12 protein-coding genes and 1 pseudogene are annotated in these 14283 nt (G+C 68.4%); 5 read left to right on the top strand and 8 right to left on the bottom strand.

Going from position 1 to position 14283, the window contains the following annotated elements:
- Positions 1-59: 59 nt before the first annotated feature.
- From AC07NN_RS03095 to AC07NN_RS03115, 5 genes are all read right to left on the bottom strand, one after another.
- On the bottom strand, positions 60-2144 hold the full coding sequence (locus AC07NN_RS03095) for a hybrid sensor histidine kinase/response regulator (protein ID WP_494637665.1): 2085 nt from the start codon (positions 2142-2144) through the stop codon (positions 60-62).
- Between the two features lie 94 nt (positions 2145-2238).
- Positions 2239-3303 carry an endo-1,4-beta-xylanase gene (locus tag AC07NN_RS03100; protein WP_494637666.1) on the bottom strand — a complete coding sequence of 355 codons (1065 nt, stop codon included), beginning with the start codon at positions 3301-3303 and terminating at the stop codon, positions 2239-2241.
- Position 3304: 1 nt separating this feature from the next.
- Positions 3305-3724, bottom strand: coding sequence for a flagellar export protein FliJ (locus AC07NN_RS03105; protein ID WP_494637667.1), 420 nt, complete (start codon positions 3722-3724; stop codon positions 3305-3307).
- Positions 3724-5058 (bottom strand): flagellar protein export ATPase FliI, encoded by a 1335-nt coding sequence (gene fliI, locus AC07NN_RS03110; protein ID WP_494637668.1) that lies wholly within the window; start codon positions 5056-5058, stop codon positions 3724-3726. Before fliI ends, AC07NN_RS03105 begins: the two co-directional genes overlap by 1 nt.
- 55 nt (positions 5059-5113) lie before the next feature.
- On the bottom strand, positions 5114-6121 hold the full coding sequence (locus AC07NN_RS03115; RefSeq protein WP_494637669.1) for an alpha/beta hydrolase family protein: 1008 nt from the start codon (positions 6119-6121) through the stop codon (positions 5114-5116).
- Between the two features lie 148 nt (positions 6122-6269).
- On the opposite strand from AC07NN_RS03115, the gene AC07NN_RS03120 reads away from it, so the two are divergent.
- The 4 genes and pseudogenes from AC07NN_RS03120 to AC07NN_RS03135 all read left to right on the top strand — a co-directional run.
- A complete protein-coding gene (locus AC07NN_RS03120) occupies positions 6270-7064 on the top strand; it encodes a LytTR family DNA-binding domain-containing protein (protein WP_494637670.1) in 795 nt (264 codons plus the stop codon).
- A 432-nt stretch (positions 7065-7496) separates the two neighbouring features.
- The gene (gene ctrA / locus AC07NN_RS03125) at positions 7497-8192 is read left to right on the top strand and encodes a response regulator transcription factor CtrA (protein WP_494637671.1); all 696 of its coding nucleotides are present in this window, start codon (positions 7497-7499) and stop codon (positions 8190-8192) included.
- 258 nt (positions 8193-8450) lie between these two features.
- Complete coding sequence (locus AC07NN_RS03130; RefSeq protein WP_494637672.1) at positions 8451-9818, top strand: M23 family metallopeptidase; 1368 nt, start codon at positions 8451-8453, stop codon at positions 9816-9818.
- Positions 9819-9850: 32 nt separating this feature from the next.
- Positions 9851-9980, top strand: a pseudogene (locus tag AC07NN_RS03135) (hypothetical protein); the annotation flags it as partial.
- 39 nt (positions 9981-10019) lie between these two features.
- Here AC07NN_RS03135 and AC07NN_RS03140 read toward each other — a convergent pair.
- The gene (locus tag AC07NN_RS03140) at positions 10020-10289 is read right to left on the bottom strand and encodes a response regulator (RefSeq protein ID WP_494638185.1); all 270 of its coding nucleotides are present in this window, start codon (positions 10287-10289) and stop codon (positions 10020-10022) included.
- Positions 10241-11575 carry an ATP-binding protein gene (locus AC07NN_RS03145; protein WP_494637673.1) on the bottom strand — a complete coding sequence of 445 codons (1335 nt, stop codon included), beginning with the start codon at positions 11573-11575 and terminating at the stop codon, positions 10241-10243. The genes AC07NN_RS03140 and AC07NN_RS03145 overlap by 49 nt, the downstream gene beginning before the upstream one ends.
- Positions 11576-11941: 366 nt before the next feature.
- Here AC07NN_RS03145 and AC07NN_RS03150 point away from each other — a divergent pair, with 366 nt between their 5' ends.
- On the top strand, positions 11942-12826 hold the full coding sequence (locus AC07NN_RS03150; protein ID WP_494638187.1) for a DMT family transporter: 885 nt from the start codon (positions 11942-11944) through the stop codon (positions 12824-12826).
- Between the two features lie 117 nt (positions 12827-12943).
- Here AC07NN_RS03150 and AC07NN_RS03155 read toward each other — a convergent pair whose 3' ends face one another.
- On the bottom strand, positions 12944-14242 hold the full coding sequence (locus tag AC07NN_RS03155) for a M20/M25/M40 family metallo-hydrolase (protein ID WP_494637674.1): 1299 nt from the start codon (positions 14240-14242) through the stop codon (positions 12944-12946).
- Between the last annotated feature and the right edge of the window lie 41 nt (positions 14243-14283).

Here is a 14283-nt window from a genome sequence, read left to right on the forward strand (position 1 = left end):
GGAGCGATGCGGGCAATTTGAAACCCCTCTCTCTATGAGAGAGGGGTCTCCCGCGCCGACTAGCCGCCGCTCGCCGCCACCGCGTCCGGCCTCGCCTCCAGCGCCCGGGCGACGGCGGCGATCAGGTCTTCGCGCTGGATCGGCTTGCCGACGTGGTCGTCCATGCCGGCGGCGCGGCACTTGGCGATCTGGTCGGGCAGGACGTCGGCGCTGAGCGCGATGATCGGGATGGCGCCTAGCGGACCGGGCAGGGCGCGGATGGCGCGGGTGGCGGCCAGGCCGTCCATGCGCGGCATGTGGACGTCCATCAGCACCAGGTCGAAGTCGCCGGCCTGGACGGCCTCGACCGCCTGGCCGCCGTCGTCAGCGGTGACCACTTCGCAGCCGGCCAGGGTCAGCAGGGCCTTGCCCAGTTCGCGGTTCATCGGGTGGTCGTCGACCAGCAGCACCCGGGCGGCGCGGTCGGCGGCGGTCTGCGGGGCCGGGCGAGGGGCGGTGACGATCTCGGCGGCCGGCTCGGCGGAGAGGTTGATCCAGAAGCGCGCGCCGTGGCCAAGCTGGCTCTCGACGCCGATGTCGCCGCCCATGCGGCTGATCAGGGCCTTGCTGATCGCCAGCCCCAGGCCGGTGCCGCCGTAGCTGCGGCTGATCGAGCTGTCGCCCTGGCTGAAGCGCTGGAACAGGCGCTCCTGCACCTCGGGGGCGATGCCGATGCCGGTGTCGGTGACCTCGAAGCGCAGCTGGCCGGCGGCGGGGCCGGCGGTCAGGCGCGCGGTGACCTCGCCCTGCGCGGTGAATTTCAGGGCGTTGGCCAGGAGGTTCAGCAGCACCTGGCGCAGACGGGTCTCGTCCAGGGCCAGGGTCGCGTCGACATCGGCCTCGCCGGAGGCTTCCATGATGGTGCGGACGGCCAGGCCCTTGGCGGCGGCGTCGGGCGCGATGATGGCCACGGCGTCGCGCAGCAGGGCCGACGGCGCGGTCGGGGTCAGGGTCAGGTCCAGGCGGCCGGCCTCGACCTTGGCGAAGTCCAGCAGGTCGCCGACGATCTCGGCCAGCGAGCGGCCGGCGCGGGCGACAAGGTCCAGGCGGCGGCGATTGACGACCGACAGGTGCGGATCGTCCGCCACCAGGCCGGCGAAGCCGAGGATGCTGTTCAGCGGCGTGCGGATCTCGTGGCTGATCGTGGCCAGGAAGTCGGACTTGGCCTGGCTGGCGGCCAGGGCCTTGGCCTGGGCGGCGCGGGCGACGGCCTGACGGCGGATCAGCAGGGCCTGCAGGCGCGCCTGACGGCCCAGGGCCAGGGCGGCGACCATGCTGACGGCGTAGAGCACGATGTGGAAGACCAGCGCGTGGCGCAGCGGCGGCAGGGCGACCTTGATGTCGAGGCCCGTCCGCTGCAGCACGGCGGGAATGGCCATGGCCATCGAAGCCGTGACCACCACGGCCACGGCGCGCGGTCCGCCCCGGAAGGCGGCCAGCAGGGCGGGGGCGAACAGCATGACCTGGTAGTCGGCGTCGGTGACGAAGACCACGGCCGAGGTCGCCATGACCAGCAGAAGGGTGGCGGCGGCCTCCAGCGAGCGGACGTGGAAGCCCTGCAGGTGGCGCTTGTCCATCAGGATCAGCACGACGGGCAGGATGATGGCCACGCCCAGCACGTTCGAGGTGGTCCACTCGCTCCAGCCCAGCATCGGCGGCTGGCCGGCGCTGAACGCCAGCAGGCCGTTGACCACTAGCGAGCCGCCGGCCGTCAGGGCCGAGGCCACGGCGATCATCAGCAACAGGCTGCGCGGATCGCGGATCCGCACCGGCAGGCGCATCCGGCGCAGCAGGAAGGCGGTCGCGGCGATCTGCAGGCCGTCCAGGGCGGTGATGATGACCACGAACTTCACGCCGTCGCCGACCAGGCTCTCCAGCGTGATGTGCAGGAACGAGATCGCCGCCAGGAAGATCAGGCCTTCGCGGCGGTTCAGCACCAGCAGCCCGGCGATGGCCACGGCGTTGGCGGTCCAGATGGTGGGGATGTTGTGCGTGGCGCCGGCCAGGAACAGGCTGTAGGCCATCCCCGCCGTATAGGCGCATATGAGGGCGACGAGCTTGCCCCAGCCCTTCGTCTCAGCACGCTCCTCAACGCCGGTCGTCACGCCGTACATCCCTCCATGCCTGACGATCGAGGGGACTATGATCGGCAAAAGGTCGGCGTTTGGTTAAGCCCGACGCGGTCGGACCCGTTCCCGGTCAGGCGTGGCGCTGGAAGACCTCGGCCAGGACCCGGGCCGTCTGCTTGGCGTGGCCGGCCTCGTCGAACAGCAGCGGCTGGTCCTTGGGGCGCTGGCCGGAGTCGCCGCGCAGCCAGGTGTCGCTGTCGCGCAGGCCCCAGATCGTGAAGGCGTGCTGCTGGCGGGCGGGCAGGGCCATGAAGGCCTCGGCCGCCTCGCGGTACCGGTCGGCCTGGCGCTCGTAGCGGTCGCCGGCGAAGGCCGGGTTGAAACGGTCGCCCAGCGAGACGTCCAGCTCCGACAGGTGGATCGGCAGGCCGAAACTGGCCAGCTCCTTGATCGCCGTCGTCACCGCGCCGGCGGGCAGGTCGTAGTCGATGTGGGTCTGGGTGCCGATGCCGCTCAGCGGCGCGCCGCGCTTCAGGAGCCGTTCGACCAGCCGCATGAAGGTCGCGCGTTTGTTGGGCTTCAGCTCGAGGTGATAGTCGTTGATGAACAGCACCGCGTTCGGATCGGCCGCGTGGGCGTGCTCCAGGGCCAGCGCGATGTGCTCGTCGACACCCAGGTTCCGGGTCCACAGGTTCTCGCGCAGGCGCTCGCCGTCGTCGGCGATCGGCTCGTTGACCACGTCCCAGCCGTTGGCGACGCCGCGATAGCGTCCGACGACGGCCTCGATGTAGTTGCGATAGGCGTTGGCGAAGGCGGGCTTCTGGCCGTCCAGGCGCTTGAACGGCCCCATCTCATTGGCGAACCAGATCAGGGCGTGACCGTGCAGGCGCATGTCGCGCGCCTTGGCGAACGAGGCGATGTTGTCCGGGCGGTCGAACAGGAAGCTCCCGTCGTCGCGCAGGATATATTCCATCTTCATCTCCCACTCGGCGGTGAGTTGGGAGAACTGCTCGCCGAGCAGGTCGGCGTATTCTGGGAGTTCTAGCCAGCGGTTCTGCACGCAGCAGCCGACCGGGAAGCGGGTCATGCCGCGCAAGGGCGGCAACGGCGGAAGCGGAGGCTGGCTCTTGGCGCCCTGACCACAGGCCGACAGCGCCAAGGCCGAAGCGATGGCGGCGCGGCGGGTGAGGGCCATGCTAGCGGCCGCCCATCGCGGCGCGGCGGATGCTGACTTCGTCCATCTGGGCGGATTCGTAGGCGTCCAGCTTCTTGGCGGCGACGATCTTGGCCTGCTCGGCCACGTGTTCGTACTTCTTGAGGTTCTCGAAGGCCTCGGAGAGAGCGTCGCGGGCGCCGACCTCTTCCAGCTGGCACTGCTCGATCTGGACGACCATGTCGGCGCGGCGGCGCTTGTAGCCCTCGCGATAGCCGATCATGTACCAGCCGGCGCTGGCGTCACCCTCGGCGTTCTTGGTCTCGGTCTCGGATTCGGCGTCCAGCATCGCGATGCGCAGCTCGGCGGCGATGCGGCGCTCGGAGATCTCGGCGAGGCGTTTCTGCAGCGTCTCGACCTCGTGGTTCGAGATACGGATTAGCGAGGCGGCCCACTTGGTCATCAGTACTCACTCGCCAGGATCTGCCCCAGGTATCCGAAAGAGTCGTCCAGAGAGGTTGCTTCTTCCTTATCCTGGCTAAGGAAAGCCTCGATCGCTGGGTTCAGGCGGATCGCGCGGTCGACGACGGGGTCGGCCCCGGCGCGATAGGCGCCGATGCGGATCAGTTCTTCCATGTTGGCGTAGGCGGCCATGACCTGGCGCGCGCCCTTCACGACGTCGCGCTCGTGCGGGTGCTGGCAGCCCGGCATGGTTCGGCTGATCGACTTCAGGACGTTGATCGCCGGGAAGCGGCCGCGCTCGGCGATCGAGCGTTCCATGACGATGTGGCCGTCCAGGATACCGCGCGTGGCGTCGGCGATCGGCTCGTTGTGGTCGTCGCCGTCGACGAGGACGGTGAACAGGGCGGTGATCGGGGCGGCCGTGGTGCCGTCGGCGCGGATCGGGCCGGGACCGGCGCGCTCCAGCAGCTTGGGCAGCTCGGTGAAGACGGTGGGCGTGTAGCCCTTGGTGGTCGGCGGCTCGCCGGCGGCCAGGCCGATCTCGCGCTGGGCCATGGCGAAGCGGGTGACCGAGTCCATCAGGCAGAGGACTTCCTGGTCCTGGTCGCGCAAGTACTCGCTGATCGCCAGGGTCATGTAGGCGGCCTGGCGGCGGGTCAGGGCGGGCTCGTCCGAGGTGGCGACCACGACGACGGCGCGGCGCAGGCCTTCTTCGCCCAGGGTCTCTTCGACGAATTCGCGGACCTCGCGGCCCCGCTCGCCGATCAGGCCGACGACGACGGCGTCGCAGGTGGCCTCTTTCGCGAGCATCGACAGCAGCACCGACTTGCCGACACCCGAGCCGGCGAAGATGCCCAGGCGCTGGCCGCGGCAGGTGGTGGTGAAGACGTTCATCGAGCGGACGCCCAGGTCCAGGCGCTCGCCCACCCGGCCACGGGCGTGGGCCGGCGGCGGGGAGGTCTTCAGGGGATAGGGAACTTCGCCCTGGGGCAGCGGGCCGAGGCCATCGATCGGCTCGCCGAAGGCGTTGATGATGCGGCCCAGCCACGCCTTGGTCGGGCGGACCACGGCGCCTTCCGGCATGACGCGGATCTCCGCGCCCGGGCCGACGCCCTCGACGGGGCCGAAGGGCATGAGCAGGGCGCGGGACTCGCGGAAGCCCACGACCTCGGCGGGCAGGGGCTTCTGGCCGAAGCGTTCGATCTCGACCCGCGCGCCCACCGACAGGCGGGTCAGGCCGCCGCGCACCTCGATCAGGAGGCCGTTCACGGCGGCCACGCGACCATAGATGGTCAGCGGATCGATACGTTCGACGGCGGCGATGAGACTGCGCAAGACGGCTCCTAATGACCTGCGCAGACTCGGTGATCGTGGTTAACCAGGTATGAAGTCAGCCCTTCGGAAGCGGCTTTGCCGGTGCGACCAATTGGTCGGTGAAGAACCGGGTGACCGCCAGGTTGAAGTCGCGGTGGAAGGCCACGCGATCGAAGCCCGGCGCGCTCTGGCAAAGGATCTGGGTTCCGCCGACTGGCGCGGCGTTGCACGGCGTCAGGAAGTCGAAATGCCGCGCGCCCTGGACCACGTGATAGTCGTGCGGCCGGTGAAGGTTCTGGTGCACGAACTCGGCGTACTCGTCGCCGGGCAGCACCTCGTCGTCGCTGGCCTTCCACAGTTGCAGCGGGACCTTGACCCCCTTCAGTCCGTCCTTGCCGAAGGCGAAGCCCAGGGCCGGGGCCGCCGAGACCACGGCCTTGATGCGGGCGTCATGCGTCCACCTGGCGGTCAGGACGTCGGCCGGGATCGGCCGCTCGGCGGTCAGCTTGCAGTCGTAGTTCTGCGGATGAGCCTTGCAGTGGCTGGGCACCTTGCCGATGTCGGCCTCGCCGCCGGCCGCCGCCAGTACGGTGAAGCCGCCCGACGAGAAGCCGAAGGCGCCGACCTTGTCCGCATCCAGCTTCGCTTTCAGCGGCGAGGCGTCCAGCATCCAGCCGATCAGGGCCGAGAGGGCCGCCGGACGGTCGGCCATGGCGGTGGCGCGGCTCTGGTCGCGATAGTTGTCGCCGGGGTGGGTGAGAGCGGCGACCACGAAGCCGGCCTCGGCCAGGGCCTGGGCGGTGTCGGCATGCCCGCCGAAGAAGCCGCCGTTGCCGTGCGACATGACGATCAGCGGCAGATGCTCGCCGACGACCGGCGCGCCGGCCGCGACGGTGTGGCCCCAGGAGCCCAGGGCCATGGGCGCGGGCTTGGCGTCGGTCGGATACCAGATCCCGACCTCGACCGGCGGTCCCTCGGCGCGCGGCTGCTGCAGCACCATGAAGCCGGCGTTGGCGGCGAATGCGGGGGAAGCGATGGCCGCAGCCGCGAGACCGGCGGCGGCGAAGAAATGACGGAGCGACATGACGGCCCTTCAGCGAGTGACGATGACGCTGCTGTGAGGCCGCTTCCGGGAGGTCGCCAGCGCTCCTGCGCGAATGGGCGAACGGGTTCGCGAGGCGGCGAACGGGTAGGGCTGGCGACTCCGCATAACGGCGCTCTATAGGAAGGGCATGACCGCCCGCGTTTCGAGAGCGTCGATCCTGGGGACTGCCCGCGAGTGGGCGGTCGACCTGTCCGTCGGCCTGGCGATCGGGCTGCTGCTGGGCCTGATGGGGCCGTATGGCAGCTTCTTCAACGACAAGCCGCCGCTGCGGGTCGCCTACTGGACCGGCAGCATCGTCACCGGGATGGTGCTGTTCGGCCTGCTGACGCGGTCGACCGTGCTGCTGGTCCAGCGGCTGCGCGCGCCGGACTGGGCGGCGATCCCGGTGGTGATCCTGGTCGGCGCCCTGATCCAGGGCTGGTTGTCGCGCGTCGTGGCCGTCGCGATCTGGCCGCACCTGGAGCGGGCCGTCTCCTGGCCCGAATGGTACGGCCAGTGCGTGGCGACCACGACCCCGATCGTCATCGTCTACTACATCCTGCGCATACGCCCCCGCGCCCGCCCGCACGCGTACAGGCCCGCGCGCGAGGCCCTGGTCCCGGTGGAGGTCCCCGCGCCGGCCGCCGACCCGGGGGCGGTGCTCTATCTGAAGATGGAGGACCACTATGTCCGGATCCGCACCGAGCATGGCTCGCGGCTGGAGATGGGGCCGCTGGCCCGGGTGACCGGCGGCCTGTCGGGCGTCGAGGGCCTGCAGACCCATCGCTCCTGGTGGGTGGCGCGGCGGGCGATCCTGGGCGTCGAGCGCGACGGCCGGAACCTGCGCCTGCGGCTTGTGGACGGCGAAACCGCCCCCGTCAGCCGCGCCTCCGTGGCCAAGCTTCGGGCCGCCGGATGGCTGGCCGCAGAAAACATCGACTGACCGCTGCGGCGGGGCGTCGCGGCCCGCGAAACTATACCGTAGGCAGGCCGTCCGGACGGCGCACGTCATGCGCGAACCGGCTGTTCAAATTCTCGCGACAGAACGCCGCAATCTCGCCTCACGAGCGAACGCCGGCAGAGCTTCGCCTTAACGACCGAACGGTGTTCGTAACGCTTTCAGGGCACGGATTTTAGGGATTTCCAGACCCGAATTAGGGACCTGGAAAGGGGGGCTGCGACGCCTGCGACCAATGTATCCAGGGGCGTCCCGACCGCTTGCACCCGATTCGCAAATCAGATTAACCATTCGACCAACGGAAACATTCACCATTAACCAGTCTTAAATTAACTCTCCGGCACAGTGGCCGAAGGGTTAAACGGCGGTCCTCCGCCTAAGACGTTCGAATACGCCAGATTTGGCGTGGAGGGGCTCATGCGCGTACTGTTGATCGAGGATGACAGCGCGACAGCGCAGACCATCGAACTGATGCTGAAGTCTGAAGGCTTCAACGTCTATACGACGGACTTGGGTGAAGAAGGCGTCGATCTGGGTAAGATCTACGACTACGATCTCATCCTGCTCGACCTCAATCTTCCTGACATGAGCGGCATCGATGTTCTGCGCACCCTGCGGGTCGCGAAGATCAACACGCCGATCATGATCCTGTCGGGTACGGCTGAGATCGACACGAAGGTGAAGACCTTCGCTGGCGGCGCTGACGACTATATGACCAAGCCCTTCCACAAGGACGAGATGATCGCCCGCATCCATGCGGTGGTCCGTCGTTCGAAGGGTCACGCCCAGTCGGTCATCAAGACCGGCGACATCGTGGTCAACCTGGACGCCAAGACGGTCGAAGTGAACGGCAACCGCGTTCACCTGACCGGCAAGGAATACCAGATGCTGGAGCTGCTCTCCCTGCGTAAGGGCACGACCCTGACCAAGGAGATGTTCCTGAACCACCTGTACGGCGGCATGGACGAGCCGGAACTGAAGATCATCGACGTCTTCATCTGCAAGCTGCGCAAGAAGCTGGCCGCTTCGGCGCACGGCAAGCACCACATCGAGACTGTCTGGGGCCGCGGCTATGTGCTCCGGGACCCTAACGAGCAGGTCAACGCGGCCTGATTCATCGAGTTCAGTAAGCGTAACAGTACAGCGTACCGCAAGACGCCCGCCGGAAACGGTGGGCGTTTTCTATTATGGATCATATGGTTACGCTTCCGCGCATTGCGGCCGTTAACCATGCCGTGACAAAACGACCAAAGCGCCGAATAGTCCTTGCCGCTGAGAGCGGGGGTGACCATGTTCCGGCGCAAGGATTGCTGGGGGGCAGCCCAGCCGTGTCATTTTGACTTGAGCGGCATCGACACCGACGGGGGACCGATGCAGGAATTTGATCCGCGACGCAGCGCCACGCGCTGGGCGCCGAGGGTTTTCACCGCCGTGGCCGGGCTCGCCGCCCTGGGCCTGGGCTGGAAGCTGACGGCTGACGACGTCACGGCCCCTATCGTCAAGGCTCCGCTGGATCCCGCCGCCCTGACGGCCCTGCAGCATGTCGCCTTCGCCAGCGCCGAGGCCCAGCCCGGCTTCGAGCGTCCCGAGAACGTCGCGGTGAAAGTCCGCCCGGGCGAGACCCTGCAAGGCGCCGTACAGCGCGCCGGCGTCGCCCCGGAAGACGCCCAGCAGGTTGTCTCGGTGCTGCAAGGCGCCATCGACACCGTCAACATCAAGGCCGGCATGGCCTTCGAAGCCGCCATCGCCCAGCGCCGTAGCCAGCGAGGCCCGGCCCGCCTGATCGGCCTGTCGATGCGCACCAGCCCGTCCTCGACCCTGACCGTCTCGCGCACCTTCGACGGCGCCCTGCGCCTGCGCGAGATGGAAGAAAAGGTCCGCGACGAGCAGAAGGTCGCGTGCGGCGAGATGAACGGCTCGTTCTACGAGAGCGTGGCCAGCGTCGGCGGCACCCCTGCGGTGATCAGCCAGGCGGCCAAGCTGTTCTCGCACAAGATCGACTTCTCACGGGACATCAAGGAAGGCGACCGCTTCTGCCTGGTGTTCGACCGCAAGGTCACCGAAAGCGGCCGCACCATCGAGGCCGGCGACCTGGAATATGCCGAGGTCAAGGGCCAGAAGTTCTACGCCTTCGACCGCAAGGGCGAGGACAAGGCGCAGTTCTTCGACGAATTGGGCAAGAACATCAAAGGCTTCCTGCTGCGCACCCCGGTGGATGGCGCACGGATCACGTCGGTGTTCGGCATGCGCCGCCACCCGGTGCTGGGCTATACCCGCGCCCACCAGGGCGTCGATTTCGGGGCCGGCACCGGCACGCCGATCCTGGCCGCCGGCGACGGCGTCGTGCTGGAGGCCAAGCGCTGGGGCGGCTATGGCAACTGGCTGCGCATCCGCCACCAGAGCCAGTGGGACACCGGCTACGGCCACATCTCGCGCTACGCCAAGGGCATCCGCCCGGGCGTCCACGTCCGCCAGGGCCAGGTGGTGGCCTATGTCGGCTCGACCGGCCTCGCGTCCGGTCCGCACCTGCACTACGAGGTCTGGCTGAAGGGTGGCCGGATCAATCCGATCGGCGCCAAGGTCCCGCAGGGCACGATCCTGGGCGGCGCCGAACTGGCCTCGTTCAAATCGCAGAAGGCCCGCATCGACCGCATGCTGGCCGAGGGCGGCTCGCCGGTGAGCAACGAGGACACCCCGAAGCTGGCGGCGGCCGACCTGGAAAAGGTCACGCTGCGGTAGCTACTAGGCGCAGCGACACCCCAATACTCATCCGTCATTCCCGCCCTTGTGGCGGGAACCCCTCTATCGGCCGCAGGTGCGGTAGGGGCGGACTGCTGAGCAGTCCGCTGGCGTCTCACGTGTCAGCTGAACCAGGGGTTCCCGCCACAAGGGCGGGAATGACGGAAGGTTTTTGGACTGGTCGGTTTGGACGTCTTCCGCCTACCCCATCGCCGCCTGGATCCCCGCCAGCAGGTTCGCGGCGGTGATCGGTTTCGACACGTGAAGGTCCGCGCCGGCGGCCAGGGTCTGTTCGCGGTGGGCGGTCAGGGCGTTGGCGCTGAGCATGATGATGGGCGTGCGCGCCGCGCCGGCTTCAGCCTCGAGCGCGCGAATGGCGCGGGTGGCGGCCAGGCCGTCCATGCGCGGCATCTGCATGTCCATCAGCACGACGTCGAAGGTCCCGGCCTTGTAGGCCTCGACCGCGTCCAGGCCGTCGCCGACGGTGACGACGTCCGCGCCCTGACTGGCAAGATCAGCTGGGCGACGCGCTGGTTGGTCGGATGATCCTCGACCAGCAGCACGCGCAGCGGCGCATCCGCCCGGCCCAGCGAGGCCGTCGGGGTGTCGCGCGGCGCCTCGGGCTCGGCCGGTTCGGCGCGGGGCAGGACCAGCGACACCACGAAGCGGCTGCCGGCGCCGGGCGTCGAGACCGCCGAGATCTCGCCGCCCATCATCTCGACCAGCGAGTGGCAGATCGACAGGCCCAGGCCCGTACCGCCGAACCGGCGGCTGATCGAGGCGTCGGCCTGGTGGAAGCGGGCGAACAGGCTCTTGGCGTGATCGGCGTCGAAGCCGATGCCGGTGTCCTCGACCTCGAGCGCCAGGCGGGCGTGCTCGCCCCCGCTTCCATCTTCGGCCGGCTCGGTCGCGAGGCGCAGGGTGACGCCGCCGGTCTCCGTGAACTTGATCGCGTTCGAGAGCAGGTTGCCGACCACCTGGCCCAGTCGCGTGCCGTCGCCCAGATAGCGGCCGCCGGTCTCGCCGACGACGCGGAAGCTCAGGCCCTTCTCCTCGGCCCGGTGGCGCATGATCTCGATGCTGGAGCGCAGGGCCTGGTCCAGCGCGAAGGGCCGGTGCTCCAGTTGCAGCTGGCCCGCCTCGATCTTGGCCACGTCCAGGAAGTCCGACACCAGCCGCTCCAGCGTCGCGCCGGAGTCGCGGATCAGCCCGACCATCTCCTCCTGCTCGGGGCCGAGCTTCGTGCGGGCCAGGGCGTCGACGATGCCGATGACGCCGTTCAGCGGCGTGCGGATCTCGTGGCTGATATTGGCCAGGAAATCGGTCTTGGCGCGGTTGGCCGCCTCGGCGGCGGCCTTGGCCTCGACCAGGGCCCGCTCAGCCGCCACGCGTTCGGTCACGTCGCGGGCGACGCCATAGATGCGCTCGCCGTGCCGCTGGGCGCGCCATTCGAGGGTGCGGTAGTGGCCGTCGCTGTGGCGATAGCGGTTGGTGAAGCCCACCACCTCGTCGCCGTCCTGGCGGTTCTCGACCTCGACCGCGCTGTCCAGGGTGCCGGGCATGTCGTCGGGATGGACCAGCCGCAGCAGCGGCTTGCCCTCCATGTCCTCGGGATGGTGACCCAGCTTGGCGTACCAGGACCGGCTGGCCTTCAGCACGCGTCCTTCGATGTCGCGGATCACCAGCAGGTCCAGCGAGACGTCGAAAAAGGCGCCGATGTCCTCGGATAGGTCTTGGCGGGTGGTGGCCTGGGCCATGACGACCGAAATCCTTACTGACGCCGAGGAGACCTGGCGCCGAAGCATCAGGACAAAACATCGATATCAGTTGCGCTTGCGTCTGTGGAACAACCTTGGCGTGATCATTGGAAAAGACTTGCGGCGTGTGTCGAAGTTTCTCCCGAGGTGCCATTCTGTGTAACGTCGTTATTCTAATGGGCCTGACCAATATTTCCGTAGGCCCTGACAGCTCGGAAACCGACCAAGATTGAAGCGGACGGGCCCAGGGCCTAGAAGCAGCGCTTCCATCGCCCAGTCCACCTCGAAGCGAGTGCGCGTTTGTCCAGTTCCCGCGTCGACCTTCCCCAGGATGGTCTCTACCGCGACCGCCGCTTCGTCGTCGGCATGGCCGTGCTGTGCTGTCTGCTGTGGGGCAGCGCGTTTCCGGCGGTGAAGGCCGGCTACGCCATGCTGCACGTGGCCAAGACCGACACGGCGACCCAGATGCTGTTCGCCGGCTGGCGGTTCCTGGCGGCGGGGGCGATCCTGCTGGTGCTGGCCGTCCTGAACCGCAAGCCGATCGCCATCGCGCGCGAGCAGATCGGCCGGATTGTCGGCCTGGGCCTGTTCCAGACCACGGTGCAGTACGTGTTCTTCTATGTCGGCCTGGCCCACGCCACCGGCGTGAAGTCGTCGATCATGAACGCCACGGGTGCGTTCTTCGGCGTGATCCTGGCCCACTTCCTCTATGCCAACGACAAGCTTACCACCCGCAAGGTGCTGGGCTGCCTGCTGGGCTTCGCGGGCGTCGTGGCCGTGAACCTGGGGGGCAAGGGGCTCGACTTCGAATTCAGCCTGCTAGGCGAGGGCTTCGTGGTCGCCGCCGCCTTCGTGCTGGCCGCCGCCTCGATCTGGGGCAAGGGCATCTCGCAGAAGATCGACCCGATGGTGATGACCGGCTGGCAGCTGACGATCGGCGGGACGGCGCTCTTGGCCATCGGCGCGGTCGCGGGCGGCCACCTGGGCGGCTTCGACGCCCGCTCGCTGCTGCTCTTGGCCTACATGGCCGGACTGTCGGCGGCGGCGTTCGCGCTGTGGAGCCTGCTGATCAAGCATAACCCCGTCGGCATGCTGGCCGTGTTCAACTTCCTGATCCCGGTGTTTGGGGTGCTGCTGTCGGCGATCTTCCTGCACGAGCCAGTGCTGGCCTGGAAGAACGCCGTGGCGCTGGTGCTGGTGTGCGCGGGGATTTTCCTGGTGACGCGGCGGGGGCGGGCGAAGGCCGCGTAAAGCCTGCTCCCCTCCTGGGGGAGCTGTCACGGAGTGACTGAGGGGGCTAGTGCGGCCTCTGCCGCGCTGCCCCCTCCGGCCCTCTGGGCCACCTCCCCCAAAGGGGGAGGAGAGAGGCTACTCCACCCCCGCCACCGCCAGCAGCGCCGCCAGCCCGACCTGCATGCCCTTCACGGTCGGGGCCTTTTCGATATCGATCCACTCGTCCAGCGCATGCGCCCGGCCGCCCTTGCCGCCGGCGCCGATGGTGACGGCGGGGATGCCCAGGCTCATCGGCACGTTGCTGTCGGTCGAGCTGTCCTCGTGTTCCGGCTTGAATCCCAGAGCGGTGATCGCCGCCGCCGTCAGCACCACGATGTCGGCCGTTTCGGGGGTATTCCCCGCCGGCCGCTCGCCGATGACCTTGGCGTCGTAGCTGACCTTGCCGTCCTTGGTGGAGCGGGCGGCGTTCTCGCCGGCCACGGCCTTGTCCAGGATGCCGACCAGGATCTGGTCCAGCTTGGCCAGTTCGGCGGCGCTTTCCGAGCGCATGTCGAACTCCATGAACACCGAATTCGGGATCGAATTGACCGAGGTCCCGCCGCCCGTGACGCTGGCCGAATAGGTGGTCTTGGGGTGCTTGGGCGTCTCGACCGCATAGAGATCGGTCACGGCCCGGCCCATGGCCGCCATCGGATTGACGATGCCGAACGCGCCGTAGCTGTGGCCGCCCGGGCCGTTGAAGGTCACTCGATAGCGCTTGGAGCCGACGCCCTTGTCGACGATCCGCGACGGGTCCGAGCCGTCCATCGAGAAGAAGGCGCTGATCCGGCCCTTGTACGGACCCTTGTTGAACAGGAACCGCGTACCACGCAGGTCGCCGGGGCCCTCCTCGCCGACATTGCCGACGAACAGGATGTCGGCCTTGGTCTTGATCCCGGCCGCGTCCAGGGCCCGCAGATAGGCCAGCAGGGTGGCCAGCGAGCGGGTGTCGTCGCCGATGCCGGGGGCCATCAGGCGCGTGCCCTCGCGCTTGACCTTCACGTTCGTGCCTTCGGGGAAGACGGTGTCGAGGTGGGCGGCGATGACCACGAACGGGCCCTTGCCCTTGGTGGCGGTCCCGGGCCGCACGCCCATGACATTGCCCTCGGCGTCCATCTCGACATTGGTCAGGCCGTGGGCCTTCAGCATCTCGAGATAGGCCTTGGCGCGGGCTTCTTCCTTGAACGGCGGAGCCGGGATCTCGGTCAGGGTGACGATGTCGCCGACCGTGCGCTCGTAGTCCGCGTCCAGCTTGGCGGCGGCCTTCTGGAAGGCGGGCGAGGCGACCATCTTGGCGACGGCCTTGGCGGGGGCGGGCTTGGGAGCTGAGGACGCGGGAGCAGCGACCAGGACGGCGCCAAGGGCGAGCAGGGAGGCGGTGTGGCGGAGGGTCATGGCAGCGTCCTGAACGAATCCCAGACCTAACTCCTATCCGA

Source organism: Caulobacter sp. GW821-FHT09H08 (assembly GCF_059415885.1).

Excerpts from the sequence above, each read along its gene's own strand:
- AC07NN_RS03100 (WP_494637666.1), bottom strand. The coding sequence starts at position 3,303 with ATGGCCCTCACCCGCCGCGCCGCCATCGCTTCGGCCTTGGCGCTGTCG.
- AC07NN_RS03105 (WP_494637667.1), bottom strand. The coding sequence starts at position 3,724 with ATGACCAAGTGGGCCGCCTCGCTAATCCGTATCTCGAACCACGAGGTC.
- AC07NN_RS03115 (WP_494637669.1), bottom strand. The coding sequence starts at position 6,121 with ATGTCGCTCCGTCATTTCTTCGCCGCCGCCGGTCTCGCGGCTGCGGCC.
- AC07NN_RS03120 (WP_494637670.1), top strand. The coding sequence starts at position 6,270 with ATGACCGCCCGCGTTTCGAGAGCGTCGATCCTGGGGACTGCCCGCGAG.
- ctrA (WP_494637671.1), top strand. The coding sequence starts at position 7,497 with ATGCGCGTACTGTTGATCGAGGATGACAGCGCGACAGCGCAGACCATC.
- AC07NN_RS03130 (WP_494637672.1), top strand. The coding sequence starts at position 8,451 with ATGCAGGAATTTGATCCGCGACGCAGCGCCACGCGCTGGGCGCCGAGG.
- AC07NN_RS03145 (WP_494637673.1), bottom strand. The coding sequence starts at position 11,575 with ATGGCCCAGGCCACCACCCGCCAAGACCTATCCGAGGACATCGGCGCC.
- AC07NN_RS03150 (WP_494638187.1), top strand. The coding sequence starts at position 11,942 with ATGGCCGTGCTGTGCTGTCTGCTGTGGGGCAGCGCGTTTCCGGCGGTG.
- AC07NN_RS03155 (WP_494637674.1), bottom strand. The coding sequence starts at position 14,242 with ATGACCCTCCGCCACACCGCCTCCCTGCTCGCCCTTGGCGCCGTCCTG.